We start from the raw sequence: 24,206 nt of genomic DNA, 5'->3' as shown, positions 1-24,206 counted from the left end.
AAGAGGTGCTGCCTACGGTCCTGAGTGTCAGCCCGACCAACTCACACCGAGGAGCCGACCATGTCGATCGACACGGCAAAGGGCATCCTGGGGGACGCCACCGTCGCCGAACTGGAGGCAGGCCTGCGCGGCACTGTCGTCCGCCCCGACGACGCCGACTACGACCAGGCCCGCGCGGTCTGGAACGCGGCCCATGACAAGCATCCGGCGCTGATCGTGCGGTGCGCCGGGACCGCGGACGTGATGCGCGCCGTCGAGTTCGCCCGCAGTCAGGACCTGCTCGTCGCCGTACGCGGTGGCTCCCACAGCATCGCCGGGTTCTCGACCTGCGACGACGGCATCGTCATCGATCTGTCGCCCATGAAGGGCGCCATCGTGGACCCGGTGCGCCGCCGGGTGGTCGCCCAGACCGGTTTGACCTGGGGCGACCTCGACCACGAGACCCAGGCCTTCGGTCTGGCCGTGACTGGTGGCCTGATCTCCTCGACCGGCATCGCGGGCTTCACGCTCGGCGGTGGGGTGGGCTGGCTGCTGCGCCGCCACGGTCTGGCCTCCGACAACGTGACGGCGGCCGAGGTCGTCACGGCGGACGGCCGTGTGGTGCGCGCGGCCCAGGACGAGAACCCCGAGCTGTTCTGGGCCCTGCGGGGCGGCGGCGGCAACTTCGGTGTCGTGACCTCCCTCGAGTATCAGCTGCACCCCGTCGGGCCGCAGGTCCTCGCCGGCCTGATCATCTATCCGCTGGAGCAGGCCCGTCAGGTGGTCACGGGCTGGCGTGAGCTGACCGGGACCATGCCCGACGAGCTGACGACCCTGATCAACTTCACCACGGCGCCCCCGCTGCCCTTCCTGCCCCCGGAGGTCCACGGCACCCGCATCGTGGTGCTGGCCGGCATGTACGCGGGCGACCCCACGGCCGGCGAGGCGGCCGTCGCCCCGCTGCGGACGCTGGGGACACCGATCGCCGACCTCATGGGCCCCATGCCGTACACCGGCATGCAGACACTGCTCGACCCGCTGTGGACGGCGGGCGCGCACAACTACTTCACGTCGGCGTTCATCGAGCCGTCCGACGCCGCCCTTGACGCCGTCCTGCGCCACCACCTGACGACACCCTCGCCCGCGAGCGAACTCCATCTGCACCACCTGGGCGGTGCCTTCGCCCGAGTGCCCGCCGAGGCCACGGCCTTCAGCCAGCGTGATGCGAGCGTCCTGTGCAACGTGATCGCGCGGTCCCCGGACCCGACCGACTTCGACGCGCAGATCGCCTGGGCGCGCGGCGCCCGTGAGGAGATCGCCCGCCACGGCCGCGGGACCATGTACGTCAACTTCACCGGCGACGCGGCCGAGGACAAGGTGCGCGCCGCGTACCCCGACGCGGTCCACGAGCGGCTGGTGCGGGTGAAGGACACCTACGATCCCACGAACCTGTTCCGCCTCAACCAGAACATCCGGCCCTCCAACGCGGCCTGACCGACCCTCCCTGACCGACCCTCTGGGCCGAGGCCCGGCCAGTGGGACGACGAGAGGGTGCCGAGGGCCGTCCGCCGCGCGCTGATCGGGCGCTTCCGCTCCCGACGGTCGGCCCTCGAACGACTCGATCGCGAGTGACCGAAAAGACACAACTCCCCTTACTCCACGGCTAGTTCACACCTTGACGCGATTGGTTCAGACCTTTTACGTTCCAGGTCTGCCGGGTGGGTCCGATCCCGCCCGTCCGCCGACCGTGAAAGGTTGTGAACTCCCCCTTGCCCGCACAACCCCCCACGCCTTCAGCCCTGTTACGTTCCACGCTCGCCGTCGCCGTCCTCGCCGTTTCGACAGGTCTCCTCACCGCGGCTCCGGCCCAGGCCGCCACCGGCACCATCACCGGTCTCGCCGGAAAGTGCCTCGACGTCGCCGGGGCAAGTTCCGCCAATGGCACGGCCGTTCAGCTCTACGACTGCAACGGCACCGCCGCCCAGCAGTGGACGGTCGGCAGCGACGGCACCGTCCGCGCCCTGGGCAAGTGCCTCGACGTCACCGGGAACTCCACCGCCGACGGCGCCAAGGTCCAGTTGTGGTCCTGTACCGGCAGCGCGAACCAGAAGTGGACCGTCACCGCCGCCCACGACATCGTCAACCCGCAGGCCGACAAGTGCCTGGACGTCACCGACAACTCCGCGGCCAACGGCGCCCGCGCCCAGATCTGGAGCTGCAGCGGCGGCGCCGACCAGAAATGGAACGCGCCGGCCACGCAGACCACCAACCAGTGCTGGGCGACGCACTACGGCCCCCAGCCGCCCGGCGCCCTCACCGCCAGCGGCGAGCTCTTCGACAACAACGCCGACACGGCGGCGACTTCACTCAGTCGTCAGCCTCAACTGCCGTTCGGCACACGCGTCCAGGTGACCAACACCGCCAACGGCAGGTCCCTGGTGGTCCGCATCAACGACCGGGGCACCTTCGCCCAGACCCCGCAGGAACCCAAGTGCCTCGACCTGACCGACGGCGCCTTCAGCCGACTCGGCGGCAGCCTCAACCCTGACGACGGCCACATCGTCGTCACCCAGACCGTCCTGAACTGAGGGCCTGGTTCTCGCGCAAGGCAGGGAGGAGACGCAAGCGGCGCCGCCGTCGTGATCCATCCCGAACTGGCGGCGTCCCTGGACGGTGGCGCGGCCGCGGGCCCGCGGCCGGGCCGACCTGGCACTGATCGACGACCATGACGACTGCTTCGTCGGGGGCGAGATCAACCAGCAGGCGATGGTCAGCCGGGTGGCCGCCGTGGTGCACCATGGCGGCGCGGGCACCACGACGACGGCCACCCGGGCGGGCGCGGCTCAGGTGGACGAAAATCGGTGATCATGCAGAGTCGGCGTCCTGCGGCCGCTCTCCCTCCGCCTGGGACGGCTCGGTCCTGGGGACGTCCGGGTGCTGCTCCATGGCTGCGCGCTCGGCCGGCTCGTCGCGCTCACCCTCGGCCTGGGAGGGGGTGTGCGAGTACAGCCAGGCGTCGTAATCCGAGGCTCCGGTCTTCATGGCGGGCCCCCTTTGCTCGCTTTTGTTCACTCACCTTCCATAATCCTCCGGGAGGCGCGGCAAGGCGAGAGCAGCTCCTACCCCGGTTCATATGCCACGCCGCGCCCGAACGGGGCATCTCTCGGTGGATGGCGGAAAGGATCAACCGGAATTTCGCCAGCGATCTGCTCGGGTCTCCGGGGTCCGCGAGTCGTAGGTAGCGGAGCAGGCCCCCTCAGCCGATGGAGCCGACCGACTGCCAGTTGTTCCAGCTCCCGTGCCCTCACGCGTTGCAGACGCGGCCGTCGGTACCGATCACGACCAAGCCCCGTGACGGCGTATCAGGTGTGGACCTTCTCAGCCCCATCGGGCACTCTGCATCCTCGGAGTCACACCACCCGCCCCAGGCGGCCCCCCCCAACTACCGAGGGCTGTCCACATGTCGATAGCACCAGCTGTCCTGCGCCTGGCAGCAACAGCCGCGGGCCTCCTGCTCGTGGCCGCGCAGACGGCAACGGCGTCCGCCACCACACCGCCACCGCGCTCACCCGCCGCTGTGACGGCCTCGGCCACCTGGGCCGCGCCCTTGTCGACCCAGGGCCGCTACATAGTCGACGCCCAGGGCAACCGCTTCCGCCTCAAGGCTGCCAACTGGGACGGCGCACAAGGCTCGTGGACGGGCAGCGGCAGCATCGCCGACCCCGCCAACCACCACGCCGGCCAGGACTCCCACGGCATTCCGCTCGGCCTGGACCGCGTCCCGCTGGACGGCCTGCTCGCCGACTTCCACCAGCTGGGCATCAACACCATCCGGCTGCCGTTCTCCAACGAGATGGTCCACAGCACGACCCCGGTGCCCGACAACGCCGTGAGCGCCAACCCCCAGCTGCGGGGCAGGACGCCCCTGCAGATCTACGACGCCGTCGTCGGCGCGCTCAGCGACAGCGGGTTCGCCGTCATCCTCAACAACCACACCAACACGTCCCGTTGGTGTTGCGGGATCGACGGCAACGAGCGGTGGAACAGCGGGCAGTCCACGCAGCAGTGGGCCGACGACTGGGTCTTCATGGCCCGCCGCTACGCCGCTGTGCCCCGCGTGGTCGGCGCCGACCTGTACAACGAGGTGCGACGCGACGTCCTGGACGACCCCAACTGGGGCCTGGGCGACAACCACGACTGGTACGCGGCCGCCCAGCTCGCGGCCGACCGGATCCTCACCGAGGCCAACCCCCGTCTCCTCATCGTCATCGAGGGCATCAACTGGACCGGCGTGCCCGTCGACGGGCTCCCGCACGGCCGGCCGATGCTCACCCCCGCCCGCACCCTCTCGCACACCCTCGTCGACTCCCACAAGCTGGTCTACTCCGCCCACTTCTACGGCTACACCGGCCCCCACCACAGCGGCGCCACCGGCATCGGCGAGACGCACGACCCCCGCTACCAGGACCTGACCCGCGACCAGCTCGCCGCGGCTCTCGATGACGAGGCGTTCTTCGTCGAGGAGACCGGCCGGCACTACACCGCACCCGTGTGGGTCAGCGAGTTCGGCACCGGCAGCAACGAGACGAACACGGCAGCGCGAACCTGGTTCGGCAACGTCACCGACTACTTCGCCGACCACGACGCCGACTTCGCGTACTGGCCGCTGGTGGGCTTCGCCGGGCACGACGACTGGGCACTGCTGCGCTACGACACCGGCGGACACCGCGACGGCATCCTCGACCCCGGCGACTGGCGTAGTACGGCATGGCAGCACCTCATGTCCGCGCCGAGCACGGCCGGTCCCGTCGCGGCCGTTCCGGTGTGGCGGATGCTGAGCACCGACCACGCCGACGCGGTGGAGTCCCTGCGCGTTCGGGCCACGGGAGACTGGGATTCGGGAGCCTACAAGGCCGCCTGTCCGGACGGGCTGCGGCTGATCGGCCTGAGTCACACCACCGGCCGCGGCCTGTGCACCGACACCGGGACAGCCGACCTGCGGGCCTCCGCCGCGGGTCAGACCGTCGTCGTCGACGAGCGGTACGTCCCCGCGGGCGGGGACTGGGCGTCCGGGTACACCAAACTCCAGTGCCCGCAGGGCGGTTTCCTGATCGGCTACAGCCTGCGCGGGGAGCGTGTGTCGGCAGCGCTGTGCGTGCCGGGTCGCACCACGCTGTCGGGAACCGGACGCACCGTGTGGTTCGACCGGTCCGACAACCGCCCCGCCGACGAGGCGGGCGGCGACTTCGCCTACGGCGACTACAAGGGCCAGTGCACGGCGAACGAGTACGCCGCCGGGATCGCCTTCACCACCCGCTTCGGCAGCCGTCCGGGACCCGATGCGCTGCTGTGCCGGACCCTGCCCTGAGGAAAGCCGCGCGAAGAGGCCCCTCAGGATGACGGATAGAACTGGCGGGCCCAGTGGCGGAACAGGCCGATGCCCTCGTCGTTCACCGCGAGGCGAGGGCGCGGCTCGTACCGTTTGGTGTTCCAGTTCCTCAGGTCCTGGCGGACCTTGCCGACTGCGGTCTTCAACATCGCCCGGGCGAAGGCTCGGTGCAGGCCGTGCCGTGGGAGCGACGCTCCGGTGGCTTCCGGTCCGCGGAGGTCCGCGCAGGCCGTCGCGACCAGCATGCGGGTACGGCGGGGTCCGGTGGGTGTGTGCATGGCCCACAGGTAGCTGACGAGACCGAGCGAGGGCATGGGCAGTTCGACCCGGAGGTATCCCAGCCCTGCCATCAGGAACGTGCGGTCGGCCCGGATCCTGTGCCTGAGGGCGGGAGGCCGGTCCGGTCCGAGGCGCGGCCGCGTGTGCAGGAGAGGGCCCTGGGCGTTGGCCAAGTCGACTTCCCGCACGTCCACTTGGTGCGGGACGGGCAGATACCGGTAGTCGAGCGTGTTCTCGATGATCTCCTGCGGGTGGGTGCGCACCTCCGTGCTCCAGGCGGCCGTCGGTACGACTCCGGCGTGGGCGGTGTCGGGGACTTCCCAGGTGGGTGCGGCGCCCTCCGGGTCGTACCAGGCGAGGACGAGGCCGTTGCGCTCGCTGAGGGTGTGCTGCTCCAGGCAGGCCCGCGGTGGCGGTCCGTCGGGTGTGCCGACACAGGTGCCGTCGGGGGCGAAGGGGAGGCGGTGGACGGGGCACACCAGGTTCTCGCCCCGCACGGTGCCGCCCGCCCCGAGATGCGCGCCGAGGTGCGGACAGTGGGGACGCACCGCGCGGAGCCGGCCGTCGCGGGTGCGGTAGAGGACGATGTCCTCGTCCAGGAAACGGCGGGTCAGGACACTGCCGGGGGCCAGTTCGGGTGCGCGTGCCAAGTAGAACCAGCCGCTGGGGTAGGGCAGTTCGTCCGTCGTCGTCATGGCCGGCAGCCAAACACGGGACGAGACGTCGAAGATCACATATCCGGCGAGGTCACTCGTATGAGGTAGCTACGGTCATGTCTCCATAGCCGGTCATCCTGCCGAGGGCGAGACACGGCGGTCGTGTCAGCGGTGTGTCAGGCCCGGGTCAGCGGCTCCTGCCACTCTCATTCACGTGAACGGCACGGGAAACCGGAGGCCGGACACGGGGAGAGGTGCCCGGAGTGGCTTATCGGGGACCTACGAGCACGCCTCAAGGTCGGGCCCCGCGGGGCCCACGCAGGTTCAAATCCTGCCCTCTCCGCACAGTTGCGCTAGCGCCCGACCACGTAGTCGCTGATCGCGTACTCGGCCTCGTCGTCGACGGCGTTCGCCGACCGGTCCAGGGTGATGCGCAGTGGATAGCCTGTGGTCGAGAACTCCGCATCCGCGGTGTGCGCGCCGTCGCGACGGGCCTGTTCCAGTTCCTTCACCAGTGCGCCGATGGTGGGCACCGCCCCGGGGGACTGCTTCACCACCCTGCGGCCCAGCTCGTCCAGCCCCACCGCACGCACCGCCTTCCCCTCCCGCACGGTCACCCGGAAGGTGCCGATCAGGAGCCGTTCTCCCCCGCTCGACTTCAGGGTGTACGTGTACGCCGACGGCTCCTTCCAGGCGTTGCTCTCCGCCTGCGCCGCTCTGTTGACGTCGGCCTCCCCCTGGCACGCGGCGGTTGCCCAGACGAGCCCCGCCATCAGTGCGAGGCGGGGCAGCGCGGACCGGGGAACCAGACGGACGGATGTCATGTTCGGGCCTCTCACCTGTGCGGGCAGTTTCTCCTTCGACGCCGGAGGACCACGGAACGTTCGCCCGACCGGCCCGAACCTCGGTTCAGGACCGGGCGGTGGCCGGGGACAGGTTCCGTCGCACGCGGATGCCGACCGCCGTCACGAGCAGGACCGCGCACGCCGTGAACACCAGGCCGGCGCCGCGCAGCCCCAGCGCCAGCGTCATGGCGCCCACCCCCACGACCGGCAACGAGATCCCCACGTATGCGACGACGAAGAACGCCGAGATGGTGGCGCCTTGGTGCGCCGCAGGCGCGGCGGTGCTCACCTCGGTCAGCCCGGCGCGGAACGCCATCCCCTGCCCCACGCCACCGGTCACCGCTCCGGCCAGCAGCAACGGGAAGGACTCCAGGAGCAGCGAGGACGCGATGAGGAGGAGTCCGGCGACGAGTACCGTACAGCCCCCGGGCAGGGCGCGGCGCGGACCGACCCGTCCCATGAGCAGCTGGCCACCGGTCGAGGCGCAGAACACGCAGAAGACGACGCCACCGGCGACCGCCAGGTTGTGCTCCCCCAGTGTCTGCGTGAGGAAGGCCGGGGCGACGGCGGTGAACAGGCCGAGCATGGCGAAGCCCGCGAAGGCGGCGAGGGCGCAGGGAGCGAACACCCCGCGCACCTCCGGCGGAACCCTCATGCCCTGCGGTCGCAGCGACGGCCACGGAACGGTACGGCGCACGGTCTCGGGCAGCAGGCAGACGACCACCATGGCGACGGCCAGGAGCGCCAGATGGGTGGCGAACGGAAGCTTGAGCGGCCACGGGGCGTACTCGGCGAGGAGGCCGGAGACCAGCGGACCGAGTCCCAGACCACCCATGTTGGCCGCGGTCGCCGCCAGCCCGGCACGGCCGCGTTTGGCGGGCGGGGCCAGTTCGAGTACGGCCGCGGTGCCCGTGCCGCTGAGCAGACCGGCCGAGAAGCCCGACAGCACCCGGCCCGTGTACAGCAGCGGCAGTCCGACCTCGAACAGGAAACAGACCGCACTGAGGGCGGCCAGGCCGAGCGCGGCCAGCAGCACCGGCCGCCGTCCCAGCACGTCGGAGAAGCCGCCGGCGATCAGCAGGGCGGTGATGACGCCCACCGCGTATACGGCGAACACCACCGTCACGATCAGTTCGGAGAACCCGATCTGCTCCCGGTACAGCCCGTACAGCGGTGTGGGCAGGGTGGTGCCCATCATTCCGATGGCGAAGACGCCCGCCGCGGACTTGTACCCAGGGCGTCCGCCACCCCGCCGACAAGGCTCTGCGTCGCTGCTGCTCACGTCCCACCATAGGCATCGGCCATCGGGCGCGGTGCGCCTCGCAACGCCGTGCTGCGCCGTCCGGTCCCACCACACCCGGCCGGGGGTCAGCCTCCGAACTTTCCGCACAGCAGTTCCATGGTCTTTGCGAACGCCGGGAACTCCTGGATCCCGCTCGCCATCTCCCAACGGTGTCGCAGTACCTGACGCATCGTCGGTAGCCGGCCACCCGGAAGAGACCCCGTCCGCCGGCCGGCCGGCGCTCGGCTCCGCCCACACCCTGCGCCTGGCCGGCCGGCAGCCCGCTCCGCCCGGCTACACCAGGAAAGCGTTGACGCGGCCCGCCGCGATCTGCTTCCTGCCCGTGACCGGCTGCGCGACCGCGGCCTGCGGCGTGGCGGAGTTGACGCTCCAGCGGTATCCGACGAAGAGGGACGTGTCGGGGTCCGCGTAGAAGATCATGTGCCCGTAGCCCACGCCGCTGTGCTCGGAGTAGGTGGTGTTGTCATCGGCGATCTCGGCGCGGCTGTCCGGGTACGAACGGTAGCGGTCGATGCTGGACTGGCTGGTGAGGTCGGGTCCGCCGTGGGGGCTGTTGGTGCAGTCGACGATCTGGAAGAGGTGCGGGACGACCCCGGTGATCCCCAGCTCGCTGTCGACGGAGGAGGCGAAGGTGCCGAGGCAGGCACGGATCATCACGGTGTGCCCGGTGTAGGGGCTGCTCTTGGCGTTGGGGTCGTAGTCCCAGGCCACGATGTCGCCGGGACGCAGGTTCACCGGCTTGGTCACCGGGTCGATGTGCGGCACGTCGGAGGCATTCAGGAAGCCTGCCTGCAGATCCTCGGCGTTGGGGAACGAGGTGGTGCGGGGCAAGGTGTCCTTCGGCGGGAAGTACTGGTTGAAGTAGGCCGTGGTGGCCCAGCCGTACGCCGTGTCGGCGCCGTAGGAGCGCTGCAGCAGGCTCGTCATGAACGAGGCGCACTGGGAGAGGTTCTCGAACTCTTCCGGGTGCCCCGGACGGCCCCAGGTCACCTGGGTTCTGCCGAGGTTCTCACCGTTGGTCTGTTCGACGTTGTACCGGTTGTGGTCCCACTGGTTCGCACGCAGCCGCAGGTACTCCACCAGCGTCTCGGCCTCCAGCAGGTGCGGCGGCTTGAGCTGGTAGAGCGCGGCGGTCGCCGGTTCGGCCGCGGCAGCGCGGGTGGGCGAGATCAGGGACCCGGCTGACGCGGCGAGCGCCAACCCGGCGCTCCCGGTCAGCAGGTGACGACGGGACGGACCCGCAGAGGACGTGGACACATGGCCCCCCTGGTATGTGAACGGCGAGGACGGTCGGGGCCTCGCCTTCGGTCGCCGGACGACACCAGGCAGTCTGATCTTGGTCGGGCCGTCCGCCTTGGCAGTGATCCAGATCGGGCATATGGTCCCGATAAGGCAAAATTTACGTCGCGCGGCCGATGCACAGACACGTCGACGCGTGGATCGGTGGCGCCGCCCGGAAGTGAGCGGAGAGCACGATGCGGCCCGGTGATCTACCGAAGGGTGGCGGGTCACTGGACGATGCGCTCGGGACGGGTCTGACGGACGTCATGCGCCGTACCGGCGCCGTGATCGGCGGCCTCTATCTGATCGAGGAGTCGGAGCCGATGCTGCGCCTGGTGGCGCTGTGCGGGCTGCCCGTCGAGTTCAGCCGGACCTGGCAGCGCCTGCCGCTCACCGCCCCTGTCCCGGTCGCCGACGCGATCCGTGACGACCGGCTGGTGTGGATCGGCAGCCAGGAGGAGATGGCCCGCCGCTATCCGATCACCGCGGCCGTCCTGCCCTACCGTTTCGCGCTCGCGGCCGTCTCCCTGACCGGCGTGCACCGGTGCTGGGGAGGCATCGTTCTCATGTGGCCCGGCGACCACCCTCAGGAGGCCTCCCGGCGCGAGCGCGGCCACCTCATCGCCAGCGCACACCGGCTGGCCCGCCTGCTGGACGACGCCCCTCGGCCACCCGGCCTTCCCGAGCAGCCGAGAATCTGGCCCCTCGAAGCCGTACGCCACCCGACCCAGACCGCAATGGCCGCGGCCGACTACCTCGATCGCCTGCCCGAGGGCGCCCTCGCCCTGGACCTGGAGGGCCGTGTCACCTTCGTCAGCAGCACCGCCGCCCGGCTCCTCGGGCGCCCCGCGGACCAGCTGCTGGGCGCTCGGCCCTGGCAGGCACTGCGCTGGCTGGACGACCCCGCGTACGAGGACCAGTACCGCACCGCCGTCGTCAGCCGTACGCCACTCTCCTTCGACGCGCTCCGGCCGCCCGACCAGTGGCTGACCTTCCGTCTCCACCCGGACACCAGCGGTATCAGCGTCCGTATCACTCCGTACGCCCAGCAGCCGGCGGGCACGGCGGCGCCCGCGCGGCCGGCGGACTCGCCGACGCCCGACGCACAGCGGCCCGCGGCGGCGCCGACCGGACGTCTCTACCAGTTGGTCCACCTGGCGGCGGCCCTCACGGAACCGGTGACCGTACGAGACGTCGCCACCCTGATCGCCGACCAGATCCTCCCCGCCTTCGAAGCCCAGGGCATGGTCCTGTCCGCGGCGGAAGCGGGCCGCCTGAAGATCACCGCCCACCACGGCTACCCCGACGACATCGTCGAGCGCCTCGACGCCCTCCCCCTCGACACCGACCTCACCCCCGCCGGCCAGGTCCTCACCAGCGGCGTGCCCGCCTTCTTCGCCAGCCCCGCCGACATGGCACGCAGCCACCCCCTGGCGCCCGAGATCAGCGGCAAACAGGCCTGGGCCTTCCTGCCCCTGGTCATCACGGGCCGGCCGGTGGGCTGCTGCATCCTGTCCTACGACCGTCCGCACACCTTCACGGCCGACGAGCGCGCGGTCCTCACGCCGCTGGCCCGTCTCATCGCCCAGGCGCTCGACCGCGCCCGCCTCTATGACGCCCAGCACCGTCTCGTCCACGAACTCCAGCAGACTCTGCTGCCCCGCACCCTGCCCACCCTGCCCGGCCTCGAACTCGCCGCCCGCTATCTGCCGGCCGGGCACGGGCTCGATGTCAGCGGAGACTTCTACGACCTGCTCCCCCTCGACGACACCACGGTCGCGGCGGTCATCGGCGACGTGGAGGGCCACAGCATCGCCGCGGCCACCCTCATGGGACAGGTCCGCATCGCCATCCACGCCCACGCGACCGCCGGGGCGGCACCGGACGAGGTGCTGTCCCGCATCGACCGGCTGCTGGCGCACCTGGAATCCGAGCTGCTCGTCACCTGCCTCTACGCCCACGTGGACCTGGCCCAGGGACGGCTGACCCTCGCCAGCGCGGGTCACGTACCCCCACTCCTGCACGATGCTCAGCACGGCGGACGGATTCTGGACATCGAGCCCGGCCCGCCCCTGGGCATCGGCACGGACGTGCCCTACCCGGTCACCGCCACCCCCCTGCTCGACGGAGCCACCCTGGCGCTGTACACCGACGGGCTGGTGGAGATTCCCGGACGCGACGCCGCGGACACCACGTCCGGCCTGCTCCAGCACCTGGCGGGCACGGCCGACCCCGACCTCGAGCACCTCGCCGACAGCCTCATCCAGCACGCGTGGCCGTCCGGGCAGTACACGGACGACGTCACCGTCCTGCTCCTGCGTGCACAGCACAACCACGCGTCCGGGCATGGGAGTTGATGTGCGAAGCTGTCGTGAACCGTTCGCGGGTGGGGCCGAGGCGGTCGTCGAGAGGAGCGGGGTGTGGGACAGGACGGCGGCTTCAGCGTCGGGGAGATCGACACCAGCAGGCCGCACCCTGCGCGGATCTACGACTACCTGCTCGGCGGCAAGGACAACTACGAGGTGGACCGGCGGGCCGGCGACGAACTCGCCGCCGCCGCACCCGAGGTGCGCATAGGCCTGCAGGCCAACCGCGCCTTCCTGCGGCGCGCCGTCCGGTACGTCGTCAGCAGCGGGGTACGCCAGATTCTCGACATCGGCACCGGGCTGCCCACTTCGCCGAACGTGCACGAGATCGCCCACGAGCTGGCGCCGGACGTCCGCGTGGCCTGTGTCGACAACGATCCGATCGTGGCCGCGCACGCCAACGCGCTGCCCAGCAGCTCCGGCGCGACCAGTGTCGTACTCGCCGACGTGCGCGACCCCCAGGCCATCGTGAACCACCCCGAGGTCCGCCGGGCCATCGACTTCGGCCGGCCGGTCGCGCTCCTCCTCGTGGCCGTCCTCCACTTCCTCACCGACGCGGAGAAGCCCGCGCAGACCGTCGCCGCCCTGCGCGACGCGCTTCCGGCCGGCAGCTTCCTGGTGCTCTCGCACGCCACCGGCGACTTCGCCGACCGCAGCGCCGCCCAGGCCGTCTACAACAAGGCCACCGCCACGCTGAACCTGAGGTCCCGCGCCGAGGTGGAGGGGTTCTTCGACGGCTTCGAACTGGTCGAGCCCGGCCTGGCCCAGGTCCCGTTCTGGCGCCCGGACACCCCGCCTCCGCCGAGGTCGGCCGAGATCGGCTTCTACGGAGGGGTTGCTTGCAAGCCCACGTGATCTCAAGGCGGTTCGGGGCGCATGGGCCATCCCGGCCGTTCACCGTTCACCGTTCACCGCTGGCGAATCGTCCCCCGGCCCGGGGGTGGGTGAGTGATCGTGGGCGGATGATCGAGGACCGACTTGAGCAGGTGTTCGCGGAGGCCGGGTGTCAGGGCAGTGTGGCTGTCCTGGACGTCGACGGTCCCGGGCGGGTGGTGTTGGGCGACGACGAGTTGGTGGTCGCCGCGTCCACGTTCAAGATCGCGGTGGCGTTGGAGTTGTTCTGCCAGGGCGCCGAGGGCGAGTTGGACCTGGCCGAGCGGGTCCGGCTGTCGCCGTCGCGGGCCACGCCGGGCGGTCAGGGGTTCTGCATCTTCGAGGACGAGGCCGAGGTCTCGCTGCGCGATGTGGCCCGGATGATGGTGACGATCAGCGACAACACCGCGACCGACGTGGTGATCCGTCGGGTGTCGGTGTCGCGGATTCACGCACGGTTGGCCGCGTTGGGCCTGGACCGGATCCGGTTGGCGGGCACGATCCAGGAGGAGTTCGACGCGATCGGCCGCGATACGGGCTTCGCCGGGTGGGCGGAGATGAACCGCGCGATGGGCGAGGCGGGCTCGCCACGGGATGCCGACCGCATATGGGAGCGCGCGCTGTCCACTCCGTCCCTGCGGCCGGGGCGGATCACGAGCGCGACGGCCGGGCAGACGGCCGCCTTGCTGAGGATGATCTGGCGGGACGAGGCCGGGCCCGCCGACGCCTGCGCCGCGGTACGGACCGTCATCGGTCAGCAGCGGCTGACCCGCAAGATCGCCGCAGGGTTCGGTGCCGAGGTGCGGGTGGCCGCCAAGTCGGGCACGGTTCCCGGATGTGTGAGCAACGACGCCGGAGTCGTACGGTTCCCGGACGGTTCCCGTTTCGCGGTGGCGGTGTTCACCAGGCCCACCGGGCCCGGTACGGAGACGCCACAGGCGGATTCCGTGATCGGCACGGCCGCCCGGCTTGCCGTCGAGCACCTTCGCCGGCGGAGGCACACCGGGTGATCAGTCGTCGAGCAGCCGCCATGCGGTGAGGGCGAGCCTGGCCCGCAACAGGCCGGTGGGCTCGGTGAGTTCGATACCCAGGGTCCTTCCGATCTGTTCGAGCCGGCGGGCGACGCTGCTGTGATGCAGATGGAGACAGTCGGCGGCCCGGCGCAGGGAGCCGGTGGCGCAGTAGGCGTCCAGGGTCTCCAGGTCTTCCGGGTTGCCGGCGATACGGGCGATCGCGGCCACGTCGGCGTTGTCCCGCGCGGCGTCCTCGGGTATCCGGGCGAGCAGTGCCAACGCCCCCAGGTCGTCGTGGTGGACGACCGGTCGGCGTGCGGTGGTGAAGCGGAGGGCGGTGCGGGCTTCCCGCCAGGACCGGTCGGGGCTGTCCGCGGCGCCGATGCCGGCGCGTACGTCCGCCGGAAAGCGGTCGGCGTCCACTGTGGTGGCCAGGATGACACCCACGTCGGCGAGCGTCGCCGCCTTCACCGGGCGGGCCGGGCAGACCAGGCCGCCGATCCGGTCGAGCGGAACCCGAGACCGCAGGGCGACGACGCGAAGCGGCAGGTCGGCGGCGAACCCCAGGAGCCGTAGCGCCCGGGCCCTGGCGGCCTCGTCACAGTCGGGGCTGACGACCAGTTCGACGAGGGCGGGGTCGGCCATGGTGGTGCGGGCCGGGCCGTACCGCTCGGCCACGGCCGCGGCCGCGATGGCGAGCCGGTCGAGCAGCACTTCGTCGAGCGGGCCGGGCGGGCCGGGGCGCTCCAGCCACACACTGCCGATCTCCTCCTCGTCGAGGACGACCGGCGCCGTGCTGGACGCGGGTGCCGACGGAGCGGGCGCCTCCCTGCCGTCGGGCGCCATGCGGATCGCGCGCGCTGTGCCGTGGAGCCGGATCCCGGCCACGCACTCGGCCAGGGCCGCCGACGCCCGGGCGAGCGCCGGGAGGTCGACGCGGCGGCGCATCAGCGTGTCGTAGAACGTGACGACGCGGATCGCGCCCTGGACGTGCGTGTCCAGGTGCGACAGCCGTTCGGCCAGTGCCTCCATGACGCCAGGATAGGTGCCGACGGGTGCGCCAACCGGCGTGAGTTCGGGGCGAGATGACCGACGCCTGGCGGATGAACCCCGGGGTGGTGGCTGTGAGGATGACCGACATGGATCCCGAACTCGAAGCATTCATCCCGTTGGTCCCCCAGGTCGACCTGAGCGACCCGATCGCCGACCGCAAGAACTACGCGGCGCGCGCCGCCGCGGCACCGGTCCCGGACACCACAGGCCTGGACATCGAGGACCGCACCGTACCCGCCGACCCGGACGTGCCGGTGCGGATCTATCGCCCGCAGGGGGCGCAGGCGCAGGGCGCCATCGTCTGGCTGCACGGCGGCTCATGGGTCATGGGCGACCTGGACACCGATCACCCGTGGACCACCCGGCTCGCTGCCGCCTCCGGCACGACGGTGATCTCGGTGGGCTACCGCCTGGCTCCCGAGCACCGGTTCCCGGCCGCCCTGGACGACGCCTACGCCGTGCTGACCTGGACGGCCGAGCACGCGGCCGAACTCGGCATCGACCCGGCCCGGATCGCGGTCGGAGGGCACAGTGCGGGCGGGGCCATGGCGGCCGCGGTGGCGCTGCGGGCGCGTGACCAGCAGGGACCGCCGATCCGCTTCCAACTGCTCAACCAGCCGGGGCTCGACGACCGGCAGGAGACATGGTCGACGGATCCCGTCGCCGCGACGCTCGGGGGCGGCCACGCCCACATGGCCGCAGCGTGGCGACACTGGCTGGGCGCCGCGCCCGCCACACCGTACGCCGCCCCGGCACGGGCCACCGACCTGACCGGGCTTCCCCCCGCCCACATCGCCACCGCGGAGTTCTGTCCGTACCGCGACGTGGACATCACCTACGCACAGCGCCTCCTGCGGGCGGGCGTGTCGGTCGAGCTGCACCAGTGGCCCGGCACGTTCCACGGGTCCCAGGCGATCCTGTCGGCCGAGATCTCGCAGCGGCAGATCGCCGAACTCGCCGCAAGCCTGCGGCGTGCCCTGACCGAGTGAGATGAACCAAGCTGGCCGGCGCGGCCTCCGCTCAGGGTCACCCCGATACGGACGGGTTTCGCCACACGAACACCTCGGTGCTGGGCCCCCGTTCGCAGAAGCGGCTCCTGGGGGAGGACGTGCGCAGCAGGTGGCGCAGGTCGGCTTCGAAGGCGGCACGGCGCGCGCCGAACAGGCCGGGTGCGGAGTACGACATCGAGAAGGTCCCGGCGACGACGTCGTCCTCGCTGCGTTCCAGTACCTGTCCGCCGGGGACGACATGGCGCTCGGGCCCCAGGAATCCGGCGCGGGCGATGATCGCCGCTTCGCCGCCGGGGGTTCCGTCGGGCAGCACTCCGCGCCCGGCGCGGCGGACCGGTCCCAGGTACTGCTTGACCAGTTCGTCGATCGCGCCGTACGGCACACCGGGGTAGGGCAGGCCCTCGATGCCGAGTTGCTCGCCCTTCAGGTCCGAGACGTGAACCAGCGCCCCGCCGGGCCGGAGCATGCTCCGCACGGTGGCCGCCACCAGGTCGCGGTCCGTCCAGTGGAAGGACTGGCCGAAGACCGCCACGGTGAAGGTGCCGAGGTCCGCAGGCAGGTCCTCGGCCCGGATCCGTACCCAGCGGGACTTGGCGGCCCCGCCCGCGGCGGCGGCCCGGCGGGCGGCTTCGTCGAGCATGCCGGGGTCGGGGTCCACGCCCACGACTTCGGCGAACCGGGACGCGAGGGGCACGGACAGGGTGCCTGGGCCGCATCCCACGTCGAGGAGCCGCCCGGTGCCGTCGAGCCCGAGCGCATCGGCCAGCACCGGCACGAGAGTGGGGGCGTACGGCAGTCTGCCGCGGTCGTAGTAGGGGGCTGCGCCCGCGAACAGTGTTTCGTCCCACACCCAGTCTTCGGTCACGGGAGGATTTTCCCCGTGTGTGGGGCGCGAGGCACGGTCTTTGTCGGTGGGGTGCGGAGCGACACCAGATGCTGAAGGAGACCCTTCTGCACGTCGCAGGACTCCACGACGGTAGGTTGATCGCCATGAGTGACAACGTGTACTTCGACATCAGCATCAACGACGAGCCGGCCGGCCGGATCGTTTTCAAGCTCTTCGACGACGTGGTTCCCAAGACCGCCAAGAACTTCCGCGAGCTGGCCACCGGCGAGCACGGCTTCGGCTACGCCGGTTCCTCGTTCCACCGGATCATCCCGCAGTTCATGCTGCAGGGCGGCGACTTCACCAAGGGCAACGGCACCGGGGGCAAGAGCATCTACGGCGAGAAGTTCGCCGACGAGAACTTCACTCTGAAGCACGACCGCCCGTACCTGCTGAGCATGGCGAACGCCGGCCGGAACACCAACGGCTCGCAGTTCTTCATCACCACGATCGTCACCGACTGGCTCGACGGCAAGCACGTCGTCTTCGGTGAGGTGGTCGAGGGGCAGAAGCTCGTCGACCAGATCGAGGGCCTGGGCAGCCGGAGCGGCGCGCCCAGCGCGAAGGTCACGATCACCGCGAGCGGCACGGTCTGACCGACGCTCCCCCGCACCGGCGGGTGACGCGCACGCCCCGGTGATGACGCCGGTCGGTTCTCTCCTGACCGGCCGTCTCACCGGGCGTCGCCCTGTCCGCGGGCCGTCAGTGCGCGAAGACCGTGCCGGCCAGCGCCACATGGACGGCGGCGCCGCCGAGGATGCTCAACAGGGCGTTGCGGCGCCACAGATCGAGGCCGATGGTGACCGTCAGAGCCGCCAGGGGGGCCGCCACTCGGGCGTGGGTCAGCGGCAGGTCGCGCAGACAGTAGACGACCAGGATCACCATGATCCCGGCGAGCATGCGCGTGCTCAGGTACTGGACCGTGCCGCTCGCCCGCAGCGGGGCGAGGGCGGCGAACGGGAGGGCGCGCAGGGCCCAGGTCACCGCGGCGGATATCAGGACCGCGGCGACGAGGTAGGTCGTGTCAGGCATGGCTCGGCCTCCTGCGGGTGGTGAGGTGTCGGGGCAGGAGCCGGGCGGTGAACAGGGCGAAGGCGACCGGCAGCAGCTGACCGGGGAACTGCAGCCGGGCGGCCAGGGCGCTGAGGAGGGCGAGCAGCGGGGTGGGCAGATCGCCCCGCAGGTCACGGACGGCGTCGAGCGCCAGCACGGTGTACAGGGCGGTCAGCGCGAAGTCCAGCCCGGTGACGCTGTCCGGAATGAGGGAGCCGAGCAGGGCTCCGGCGGTGGCGCCCCCGGCCCAGTACAGGTGCATGAAGAGCTGCAGCCAGAGGATGCGCCGGCTCGGCCAGGAGCGGGCCTGCTGCCCGGCGGTCAGGGCGTACGCCTCGTCGCACAGGGCGAACGTGCTGTACGCCTTCCCGAGCCGCCCCTGCACCCGGTCCAGCGGGAAGGACAAGGCGTAGAAGACGTGGCGTAGGTTCACCGGCGCAGGCGCCCCCGGCATGTCCGGCCGGGCGATTGCGCGGCTTTCGTCCGATCATGTCTCCAGAGACTCCTCCAGAGACTCATCGAGGGCACGGGAGGAACCCGTGAGGCAGTGGCGGCGCGGCCTCCACCGCGCTTGGGAGTGGCTGCGTCTGCGCGCCCTGCTCGAACACGGCCGTGAACTGGAGCTGATGCACCGGGCCATGGGGTTCGCCACGCTGGCCCTGGTGACGCTGGCTCCGCTGCTGATCGTGGTCGCCGCTGCCGATCCGCTGGTGCGGGGCGGCTTCGCCTCGTGGCTCACCGACGGCATGGGACTGTCGGGGCCGTCCGCCGAGGCGCTCACCGACGTCATCAGTCCCCCGCGCAAGGTCATCGGCACCACCAGTGTGCTGAGCCTGATCCTGCTCGCGGTGTTCGGCATCTCCTTCGCGGGCAGCGTGCAGAACGGGTACGAGCGGATCTGGGACCTCGCGTCGGGGCCCTGGCACCGGGTCTGGCGGCAGGCGACCTGGCTGGCGGTGCTGATGGCCTACCTCTACCAGGAGGTGCAGACGCGGACGGCGATACACGGTATGCAGCGGATCTCACTGTCCGTGATCAGCGGGGTGCTGTTCTTCTGGTGGGGCCAGCGCTTCCTGCTGGGGGGCCAGGTCCACTGGCGCACCCTGCTGCCGGGCGCGATCGCCACGGTCCTCGGCCTGGTCGGCCTCAGGGCCTTCTCGTTCCTCGTCTTCGCCCCGCTCATCATCACCAACGCACTGAGCTACGGCGCGGTCGGAACCGTGCTGGTGGTGGAGTCGTGGCTGATCGGCGTCGGGTTCGTGGTGTACGGGGGTGCACTGTTCGGCCGCTGGTTCGTCGAGCACCACTGGATGCCGACCCACGAGGAGTGAGCGTCCCGTCAGCCGGTCGAGGCCGCGACCGGTGTGCCTTCGAGGTTGCGCGTCATACGTTCCAGGACGCGTACAGCGGTGCCGTACTCCTCCAGCGAGATGCCCGCGATGACCGCCTCCCGGAAGAAGGCGACCCGTTCGGTGACGGCGGCCAGGCGGGCGTCGCCCTGCGCGGTGAGGGTGAGCAGGCCCGTGGCGGGGCGGGTGGCCCAGCCGTCGGTGACGACGGTCCGGAGGGCGGTGGACAGGGCGATGGTGTCGGCGTTGGCGCCCAGGGCAGCGTGGACCTCGGTGTCGGCGGCTCCGGGTGCGGCGCGGACGACGTTGAGGACCTGCCAGGTCAGGCGGGAGAGGCCGTACTCCGCGAGCATGGCGTCCATCTGCCGGGTGAGGGCCTGGTCGGTGCGGTTGAGCCAGTAGCCGATGGGCTTCATGACAGGGCGGGTTCCTTCGGGTCCGGGGTGAGCAGGGCGGGCCAGTCCTGGGCGGCGGCCCAGTCGGCGAAGGTGTGCCAGCCGACCTCGGGGTGGGCGCGGCGCAGGCCGGTGACGTCGACGTCGAGGCCGGTGGTGGTGAAGTACGAGAACATCGCCGCGAGGTCGTCGGAGTGGGTGCGGACGTGGGACAGAGGCACCTCGTGGTGCGTGACGCGGCGGCCGGTGGCGGCGGACAGGGCCGCGGCGATCTGGGCGGCGGTGAGTTCGTCGGACGCGATGTCGACACGGCGGCCGGTGAAGGCGGACCGGCGCTGCAGGACCAGGGCCGCGAACGCGCCGATGTCGTCGGCCGGGATGAGCGTCAGGGGGCGGTCGGCCGGCATGGGCCAGGCGAACGTGTTCTCGCGCAGGCCTTCCAGGGTCCAGCCGGAGGCGAAGTTGTCCATGAAGGCCGCGGGGGCGATGACCGTCCAGGGGACGCCCGTCGTCCTGAGGTGGCGCTCGATCTCGTCCTTGCTGTCGTAGTGCGGGATGCCCGTGCCGCGGTGGGCGTGCGCCGCCGACGTGAACACGATGTGGCCGACCCGGGCGGCCGCCGCCGCGTCCAGCAGGGTCCTGCCCTGGCGGACCTCGGTGGCGGTGTCCGTGCCGAACGGGGTGGTCACCGCGAAGAGGGAGTCGGCGCCGGCGAGGGCGGCGTCCAGGGAGGGGCGGTCGTCGAAGTCGGCGTACCGGACGTCCGCACCGAGCCGGCGCAGGGCCTCGGCCGCGGGTGCGGCGGGGGTGCGGGTGAGAGCGCGGACCCGGTGTCCGGCGGCCAGCAGGGCGTGGGCGGTGGCTCCGCCCTGGGCGCCGGTCGCACCGGTGACGGCGATGGTGAGCATGTGGACTCCTGAACGTGTACGGGCAGCGCACGCTATTCCTGCGCTGCGCATTAACTGCGTCACGAAGAGAATAGCCCACATCTTCACTGCGTCGCGCAGTTAAAAAGTGGTGAAGTGGATCACGCAGCGGGTCGGCCGGCATCTCGCCGAGTGGGAGACGATGACGGAGCCGCCGCCGATGAGGACGGTGCCGGGTGCGTCCCCCTGGACGGGGTGGACGTCGGCGGGCGGGGCGGACGAGAGCGAGGGCACCGGGCTGCTGGGCATCCGCCGCAGGGTCGCCGCGCTGGACGGCAGCGTGCAGGTGTCCAGCCCGGTCGGGCGTCCGACCGTGGTCGAGGTGCGGCTGCCGTGTGTGTGGTGATCGCCGAGGGCGGCGGGCGACCGGCCCGGGCCCTCACTTCATGCAGTCCCCCGAGCCCGTGAACTCGGGGAAGCGGCTGTTGCCCTCCCACACGGCGACGGACCAACGGGTGTACCGCCACGCCTTGTTGCTGCTGTACTCGGAGACCAGCTTCCGGCAGGCGGTGGTGGTGACGACGTCCTGGAAGTTGTCCCGCTGGGCCCGGCCGATCAGTGTGCCGTCGGGGTCGTGCATCCACACGTACGCGGCCTTCTCGACCGGATCGAAGCCCAGGCTGATGTCGTTCTCCGCGGCCACCGGATCCACCCCGTTGCCCTCGGCGACCCGGACCTTCCAGGCCGCCGTGACGGCCTTGTCGGTGGCGTCGGCGACGCGGATCTCCGCCCGGTCGCTGCTCGGTATCTGCGCGGTCGCCATACCGGACTCGTCGCCCTGCCACTGCCCGGCGGTCAGGTTGTAGCACCCGTCGGTGGCCTCGCCGAAGCCGAGGACGTTCGGCTCGGGATCGGTGTCGTAGTCCTTCCAGAAGACCGCGTAGCGGCCGTAGGGCCAGGCGGTGGGGTTGTCCGCGAGCCGGCGGGCGAGGGCGGTGCAGGCCGCCATCTCCCCGCTCCTGCGGAACACTTCCTGCTGGTCCTCGGGAAGCTGCGAGATCGGGCCGCCGGTCACCATCAGCGTCTGTGCGCTCTTGCTGAACGTGACCGTGGGCTCCATGAAGGCCATGTCCTTGGTGGCGAGCATGGTCCTCATGTCGTCCCGGACCGTGGTCGCCACGCCCTGCTCGGTCGCGGTGCTCGCTCCGGTACTGACTCGCCACTCGTCGTCACCGGGCTGGGTCTCGTCCCCGGCGCGGGTGAAGGCGGGGTCGGTCACCCCCGCGAGCGGGTCGGTCGGGACGGCTGCCCTGCGAGGATCGCCCGCCGGCTGCGCCGGTTCCCTCGTCCCCTCGGGCGCGGCGGTTCGGGTGTGCTGTGCGGTGCTGTCCTCGTGCGCGGCCGGGGACGCGGTGGCGTTGGGCTCCTTGGTCTTTGCGGCATGGTCGCCGCCCCCGCCGGGGAGGGCGATGACGGCGCCTGCGAGGCCACCGGCCACGGCTGCGGCGACGAGAACAGTCGTGATGGTCCGCTTGCGGGAGGACGGTGTCGCCGGGGCGTGCCAGCGGGGATCGTCCAGGGTGGGCAGGTCCCACTGGGCCATGACCGGTTCACCGGCGCGGGTAGGTCCCAGGTCCACCTCGCCGCCGACGACCTGGGTGGCCTGCGCGGCGAGCAGCGCTGCACACGTGTCCGCCGCCGTCACGGCGCTTGTCCGCTCGCCGGGTTCCTTCGCGAGGGCCGTCTCCACGATCTCCCGCAACTCCCGCGGAACTCCGTCCAGATCGGGTTCCCCCGACATGACGCGGAACGCGACCGCGTCCGGCGCGCCGGCACCGAACGGGAGACGGCCGGTCGCGGCGTACGCCACCAGCACGCCCCAGGCGAACAGGTCGCCCTCGGGTCCGGCCGCGCCCCCGCGGTAGTACTCGGGGCTGATCCAGCCGGGGGTGCCGGTCAGGACGCCGGTCCGGGTCACGCTGGTGCCGTCGGCGGCGTGGGCGATGCCGAAGTCCAGCACGCGGGGCCCGGCGGGCGTGAGGATGACGTTCTGCGGCTTCACGTCCCGGTGGACCACACCGGCCTGGTGAATGGCCGCCAGCGCCCGGGCCGTACCGGTCGCGAACGCGTACAGCGTGCCGCCGGTGAGGGGGCCGTACCCGGCCAGGTGCTCGCTGAGGGTGGGGCCGGGCGCATAGGCGGTCGCCAGCCAGGGTGCGGCGGCCTCGGGATCGGCGGCGAGCAGCGGCACGAGGCAGGGGCCCTGCACCCGGGCGGAGAGCTGGACCTCACGGCGGAACCGCGCCCGGAACTCCGGGTCCTGGGCCTGCGCGGGATGGATCACCTTGACCGCGACCCGGAGTCCGTCGTCGGTGAGGCCGGCGTGGACCGTGCCCATGCCGCCGGAGCCGAGACGGCCGATGATCCGGTACGGGCCGATGCGGGCGGGGTCCCCGGGGTGGGCAGGACGCACCCGCCCGCCCGCGCCATTAGTGCTCACGGAACTCCCCCCAGGAGCATGCCGACGGATCGTGCAGAAGATGTGGAGAATGTGTATATCACGCAGATGGTTGGCGTCGGCACGCGTTGTCGGGGAGCGGACGGGTCACACGGTCACGGCGATACTCACCCCGTCCGACGCACCGTCAAGCTGCCATTCCCTGGGCGTCATCCCGTACGCGGCGCGGAAGCAGCGGCTGAAGTGGCTGGGGCTCAGGAAACCCCAGCGGCGGGCGACCGTTGCCACGCCGCCCGACTGCGCCTCGGGCCTCAGCAGGTCCCGTCGGCAGCGTTCCAGGCGCTGCAGCCGTATCCAGCAGCCCACCGTCACGCCCTCGGAGCGGAACAGCTGGTGCAGGGAGCGGACCGACATGAAGTGTGCCGCGGCGATCCCTGACGGGGAGAGTTCCGGGTCGGACAGGTTGCGCACGATGTGGTCCTTCACGCGCACCAGGGTGGCCGCGGCGGTCTCCGAGGACGGTGGCGCGAGGCGTCCGCGCCGCTCGTCGATCAGCAGCGCCAGCAGGTCGAGCGCCGTGGCGGCGACCTGCCGGCCCGCGGTGTCGTCGAAGCTGTCCGCCGCACGCGCCACGCGGGTGAAGTACGTCGACACCAGTGCGGCGCTCGCCTCGTCGGGACGGAACGCCGTCGCCGTCACCGCCCGCAGATCCTCGTCCGGCACACGAAGGGCCTGGCGGGGGAAATGGAAGGACGTGAAGCGGAATTTCTCGTCGAGTCTCTTTCTGAACCGGCGGGAGGAGTCCGAGAGGGAGAACTCGCCGGGCCGTATCACGGTCTCCCGGCCGTCCTGCTCCTTGAGTGAGGAACCCCGCAGCTGGAGGCTGAGGGTCAGGAACTCCTGGCCGTCACGGGCGATGAGACGTCTGCTGCGCGTCACCAGTTGCGGGCCCGCCTCGACATGGGCGACCTGGAGGACGCCGACGCGCCGGCCGACGATGCTTCCCGGGGACGGTTCCCGCTCCAGAAAGGTGACGTCGAGCGGGATGAAGGTACGGGACACCGCCTCGTGCCAGCGCTCGGCCCGGGCGGAGGCGGCGAGGGGCGCCGTGGAGAGAACGTCGGACACCAGGCTCCACGAAGAGTCGGATGG

General features: G+C 71.3%; 21 protein-coding genes and 4 pseudogenes. 12 read left to right on the top strand and 13 right to left on the bottom strand.

The window, feature by feature from the left end:
* Positions 1-60 precede the first annotated feature (60 nt).
* The 3 genes and pseudogenes from ACFYZZ_RS08740 to ACFYZZ_RS08730 form a co-directional block, all read left to right on the top strand.
* Positions 61-1,473: an FAD-binding oxidoreductase gene (locus tag ACFYZZ_RS08740; protein ID WP_389173013.1), complete on the top strand. Its 1,413-nt coding sequence runs from the start codon at positions 61-63 to the stop codon at positions 1,471-1,473.
* Between the two features lie 305 nt (positions 1,474-1,778).
* Complete coding sequence (locus ACFYZZ_RS08735) at positions 1,779-2,567, top strand: lectin (RefSeq protein WP_389173686.1); 789 nt, start codon at positions 1,779-1,781, stop codon at positions 2,565-2,567.
* Between the two features lie 100 nt (positions 2,568-2,667).
* Positions 2,668-2,829 (top strand): annotated as a pseudogene (locus tag ACFYZZ_RS08730) (glycosyltransferase); the annotation flags it as partial.
* A gap of 15 nt (positions 2,830-2,844) precedes the next feature.
* Here the strand turns inward: ACFYZZ_RS08730 and ACFYZZ_RS08725 are convergent.
* Complete coding sequence (locus ACFYZZ_RS08725) at positions 2,845-3,021, bottom strand: hypothetical protein (protein WP_386577677.1); 177 nt, start codon at positions 3,019-3,021, stop codon at positions 2,845-2,847.
* Positions 3,022-3,439: 418 nt separating this feature from the next.
* On the opposite strand from ACFYZZ_RS08725, the gene ACFYZZ_RS08720 reads away from it, so the two are divergent.
* On the top strand, positions 3,440-5,347 hold the full coding sequence (locus ACFYZZ_RS08720) for a glycoside hydrolase family 5 protein (RefSeq protein ID WP_389173011.1): 1,908 nt from the start codon (positions 3,440-3,442) through the stop codon (positions 5,345-5,347).
* A 23-nt stretch (positions 5,348-5,370) separates the two neighbouring features.
* Here the strand turns inward: ACFYZZ_RS08720 and ACFYZZ_RS08715 are convergent, their stop codons facing one another.
* Positions 5,371-6,342 carry a Rieske 2Fe-2S domain-containing protein gene (locus ACFYZZ_RS08715; protein WP_389173009.1) on the bottom strand — a complete coding sequence of 324 codons (972 nt, stop codon included), beginning with the start codon at positions 6,340-6,342 and terminating at the stop codon, positions 5,371-5,373.
* A gap of 209 nt (positions 6,343-6,551) precedes the next feature.
* Between ACFYZZ_RS08715 and ACFYZZ_RS08710 the strand changes: the two are divergent.
* A pseudogene (locus tag ACFYZZ_RS08710) lies at positions 6,552-6,646 on the top strand.
* 10 nt (positions 6,647-6,656) lie between these two features.
* Here the strand turns inward: ACFYZZ_RS08710 and ACFYZZ_RS08705 are convergent.
* The 3 genes from ACFYZZ_RS08705 to ACFYZZ_RS08695 form a co-directional block, all read right to left on the bottom strand.
* Positions 6,657-7,127 (bottom strand): DUF6174 domain-containing protein, encoded by a 471-nt coding sequence (locus tag ACFYZZ_RS08705; protein ID WP_389173007.1) that lies wholly within the window; start codon positions 7,125-7,127, stop codon positions 6,657-6,659.
* Positions 7,128-7,212: 85 nt separating this feature from the next.
* Positions 7,213-8,430 carry an MFS transporter gene (locus tag ACFYZZ_RS08700; protein ID WP_389173005.1) on the bottom strand — a complete coding sequence of 406 codons (1,218 nt, stop codon included), beginning with the start codon at positions 8,428-8,430 and terminating at the stop codon, positions 7,213-7,215.
* Between the two features lie 294 nt (positions 8,431-8,724).
* Positions 8,725-9,708 (bottom strand): hypothetical protein, encoded by a 984-nt coding sequence (locus tag ACFYZZ_RS08695; protein ID WP_389173003.1) that lies wholly within the window; start codon positions 9,706-9,708, stop codon positions 8,725-8,727.
* 290 nt (positions 9,709-9,998) lie between these two features.
* Here ACFYZZ_RS08695 and ACFYZZ_RS08690 point away from each other — a divergent pair, with 290 nt between their 5' ends.
* From ACFYZZ_RS08690 to ACFYZZ_RS08680, 3 genes are all read left to right on the top strand, one after another.
* Entirely contained in the window at positions 9,999-12,089 is a 2,091-nt protein-coding gene (locus ACFYZZ_RS08690) for a SpoIIE family protein phosphatase (protein ID WP_389173001.1), read from the top strand.
* Between the two features lie 63 nt (positions 12,090-12,152).
* Positions 12,153-12,953 (top strand): SAM-dependent methyltransferase, encoded by an 801-nt coding sequence (locus ACFYZZ_RS08685; protein ID WP_389173000.1) that lies wholly within the window; start codon positions 12,153-12,155, stop codon positions 12,951-12,953.
* Between the two features lie 107 nt (positions 12,954-13,060).
* Positions 13,061-13,981, top strand: coding sequence for a serine hydrolase (locus tag ACFYZZ_RS08680; RefSeq protein ID WP_389172998.1), 921 nt, complete (start codon positions 13,061-13,063; stop codon positions 13,979-13,981).
* Here the strand turns inward: ACFYZZ_RS08680 and ACFYZZ_RS08675 are convergent, their stop codons facing one another.
* Positions 13,982-15,016: a PucR family transcriptional regulator gene (locus ACFYZZ_RS08675; RefSeq protein ID WP_389172996.1), complete on the bottom strand. Its 1,035-nt coding sequence runs from the start codon at positions 15,014-15,016 to the stop codon at positions 13,982-13,984.
* A gap of 107 nt (positions 15,017-15,123) precedes the next feature.
* Between ACFYZZ_RS08675 and ACFYZZ_RS08670 the strand changes: the two genes are divergently transcribed.
* The gene (locus ACFYZZ_RS08670) at positions 15,124-16,026 is read left to right on the top strand and encodes an alpha/beta hydrolase (protein ID WP_389173684.1); all 903 of its coding nucleotides are present in this window, start codon (positions 15,124-15,126) and stop codon (positions 16,024-16,026) included.
* Between the two features lie 37 nt (positions 16,027-16,063).
* Here ACFYZZ_RS08670 and ACFYZZ_RS08665 read toward each other — a convergent pair whose 3' ends face one another.
* Positions 16,064-16,912 (bottom strand): class I SAM-dependent methyltransferase, encoded by an 849-nt coding sequence (locus ACFYZZ_RS08665; protein ID WP_389172994.1) that lies wholly within the window; start codon positions 16,910-16,912, stop codon positions 16,064-16,066.
* Between the two features lie 125 nt (positions 16,913-17,037).
* On the opposite strand from ACFYZZ_RS08665, the gene ACFYZZ_RS08660 reads away from it, so the two are divergent.
* The gene (locus ACFYZZ_RS08660) at positions 17,038-17,529 is read left to right on the top strand and encodes a peptidylprolyl isomerase (protein WP_389172992.1); all 492 of its coding nucleotides are present in this window, start codon (positions 17,038-17,040) and stop codon (positions 17,527-17,529) included.
* A 106-nt stretch (positions 17,530-17,635) separates the two neighbouring features.
* Here ACFYZZ_RS08660 and ACFYZZ_RS08655 read toward each other — a convergent pair whose 3' ends face one another.
* Entirely contained in the window at positions 17,636-17,965 is a 330-nt protein-coding gene (locus tag ACFYZZ_RS08655) for a branched-chain amino acid transporter permease (RefSeq protein ID WP_389172990.1), read from the bottom strand.
* Positions 17,958-18,419: pseudogene (locus tag ACFYZZ_RS08650) on the bottom strand (AzlC family ABC transporter permease); the annotation flags it as partial. The gene ACFYZZ_RS08655 and the pseudogene ACFYZZ_RS08650, both read right to left, overlap by 8 nt.
* A gap of 106 nt (positions 18,420-18,525) precedes the next feature.
* On the opposite strand from ACFYZZ_RS08650, the gene ACFYZZ_RS08645 reads away from it, so the two are divergent.
* On the top strand, positions 18,526-19,317 hold the full coding sequence (locus tag ACFYZZ_RS08645; protein ID WP_389172988.1) for a ribonuclease BN: 792 nt from the start codon (positions 18,526-18,528) through the stop codon (positions 19,315-19,317).
* 8 nt (positions 19,318-19,325) lie between these two features.
* Here the strand turns inward: ACFYZZ_RS08645 and ACFYZZ_RS08640 are convergent, their stop codons facing one another.
* Both ACFYZZ_RS08640 and ACFYZZ_RS08635 read right to left on the bottom strand, forming a co-directional pair.
* Positions 19,326-19,751: a MarR family winged helix-turn-helix transcriptional regulator gene (locus ACFYZZ_RS08640; RefSeq protein ID WP_389172986.1), complete on the bottom strand. Its 426-nt coding sequence runs from the start codon at positions 19,749-19,751 to the stop codon at positions 19,326-19,328.
* On the bottom strand, positions 19,748-20,638 hold the full coding sequence (locus ACFYZZ_RS08635; RefSeq protein WP_389172984.1) for an NmrA/HSCARG family protein: 891 nt from the start codon (positions 20,636-20,638) through the stop codon (positions 19,748-19,750). The genes ACFYZZ_RS08640 and ACFYZZ_RS08635 overlap by 4 nt, the downstream gene beginning before the upstream one ends.
* A gap of 226 nt (positions 20,639-20,864) precedes the next feature.
* Between ACFYZZ_RS08635 and ACFYZZ_RS08630 the strand changes: the two are divergent.
* Positions 20,865-21,002: pseudogene (locus tag ACFYZZ_RS08630) on the top strand (sensor histidine kinase); the annotation flags it as partial.
* Positions 21,003-21,035: 33 nt separating this feature from the next.
* On the opposite strand, the gene ACFYZZ_RS08625 reads toward ACFYZZ_RS08630, so the two are convergent.
* Both ACFYZZ_RS08625 and ACFYZZ_RS08620 read right to left on the bottom strand, forming a co-directional pair.
* Entirely contained in the window at positions 21,036-23,096 is a 2,061-nt protein-coding gene (locus ACFYZZ_RS08625; RefSeq protein ID WP_389172982.1) for a protein kinase, read from the bottom strand.
* A 105-nt stretch (positions 23,097-23,201) separates the two neighbouring features.
* Positions 23,202-24,182, bottom strand: a complete 981-nt coding sequence (locus tag ACFYZZ_RS08620) for a helix-turn-helix domain-containing protein (protein ID WP_389172980.1) — start codon at positions 24,180-24,182, stop codon at positions 23,202-23,204.
* Positions 24,183-24,206 lie beyond the last annotated feature (24 nt).

The sequence above is a fragment of the Streptomyces sp. NPDC001816 genome, assembly GCF_042892235.1.
Classification (GTDB): domain Bacteria; phylum Actinomycetota; class Actinomycetes; order Streptomycetales; family Streptomycetaceae; genus Streptomyces.
This window is presented reverse-complemented; position numbering and strand designations above follow the sequence as displayed.

Bases quoted from the DNA above. Each gene is read 5' to 3' on its own strand.
- ACFYZZ_RS08675 (WP_389172996.1), bottom strand. From the start codon at position 15,016: ATGGAGGCACTGGCCGAACGGCTGTCGCACCTGGACACGCACGTCCAG.
- ACFYZZ_RS08740 (WP_389173013.1), top strand. From the start codon at position 61: ATGTCGATCGACACGGCAAAGGGCATCCTGGGGGACGCCACCGTCGCC.
- ACFYZZ_RS08720 (WP_389173011.1), top strand. From the start codon at position 3,440: ATGTCGATAGCACCAGCTGTCCTGCGCCTGGCAGCAACAGCCGCGGGC.
- ACFYZZ_RS08705 (WP_389173007.1), bottom strand. From the start codon at position 7,127: ATGACATCCGTCCGTCTGGTTCCCCGGTCCGCGCTGCCCCGCCTCGCA.
- ACFYZZ_RS08660 (WP_389172992.1), top strand. From the start codon at position 17,038: ATGAGTGACAACGTGTACTTCGACATCAGCATCAACGACGAGCCGGCC.
- ACFYZZ_RS08725 (WP_386577677.1), bottom strand. From the start codon at position 3,021: ATGAAGACCGGAGCCTCGGATTACGACGCCTGGCTGTACTCGCACACC.
- ACFYZZ_RS08640 (WP_389172986.1), bottom strand. From the start codon at position 19,751: ATGAAGCCCATCGGCTACTGGCTCAACCGCACCGACCAGGCCCTCACC.
- ACFYZZ_RS08690 (WP_389173001.1), top strand. From the start codon at position 9,999: ATGCGCCGTACCGGCGCCGTGATCGGCGGCCTCTATCTGATCGAGGAG.
- ACFYZZ_RS08655 (WP_389172990.1), bottom strand. From the start codon at position 17,965: ATGCCTGACACGACCTACCTCGTCGCCGCGGTCCTGATATCCGCCGCG.
- ACFYZZ_RS08635 (WP_389172984.1), bottom strand. From the start codon at position 20,638: ATGCTCACCATCGCCGTCACCGGTGCGACCGGCGCCCAGGGCGGAGCC.
- ACFYZZ_RS08670 (WP_389173684.1), top strand. From the start codon at position 15,124: ATGGATCCCGAACTCGAAGCATTCATCCCGTTGGTCCCCCAGGTCGAC.
- ACFYZZ_RS08715 (WP_389173009.1), bottom strand. From the start codon at position 6,342: ATGACGACGACGGACGAACTGCCCTACCCCAGCGGCTGGTTCTACTTG.
- ACFYZZ_RS08680 (WP_389172998.1), top strand. From the start codon at position 13,061: ATGATCGAGGACCGACTTGAGCAGGTGTTCGCGGAGGCCGGGTGTCAG.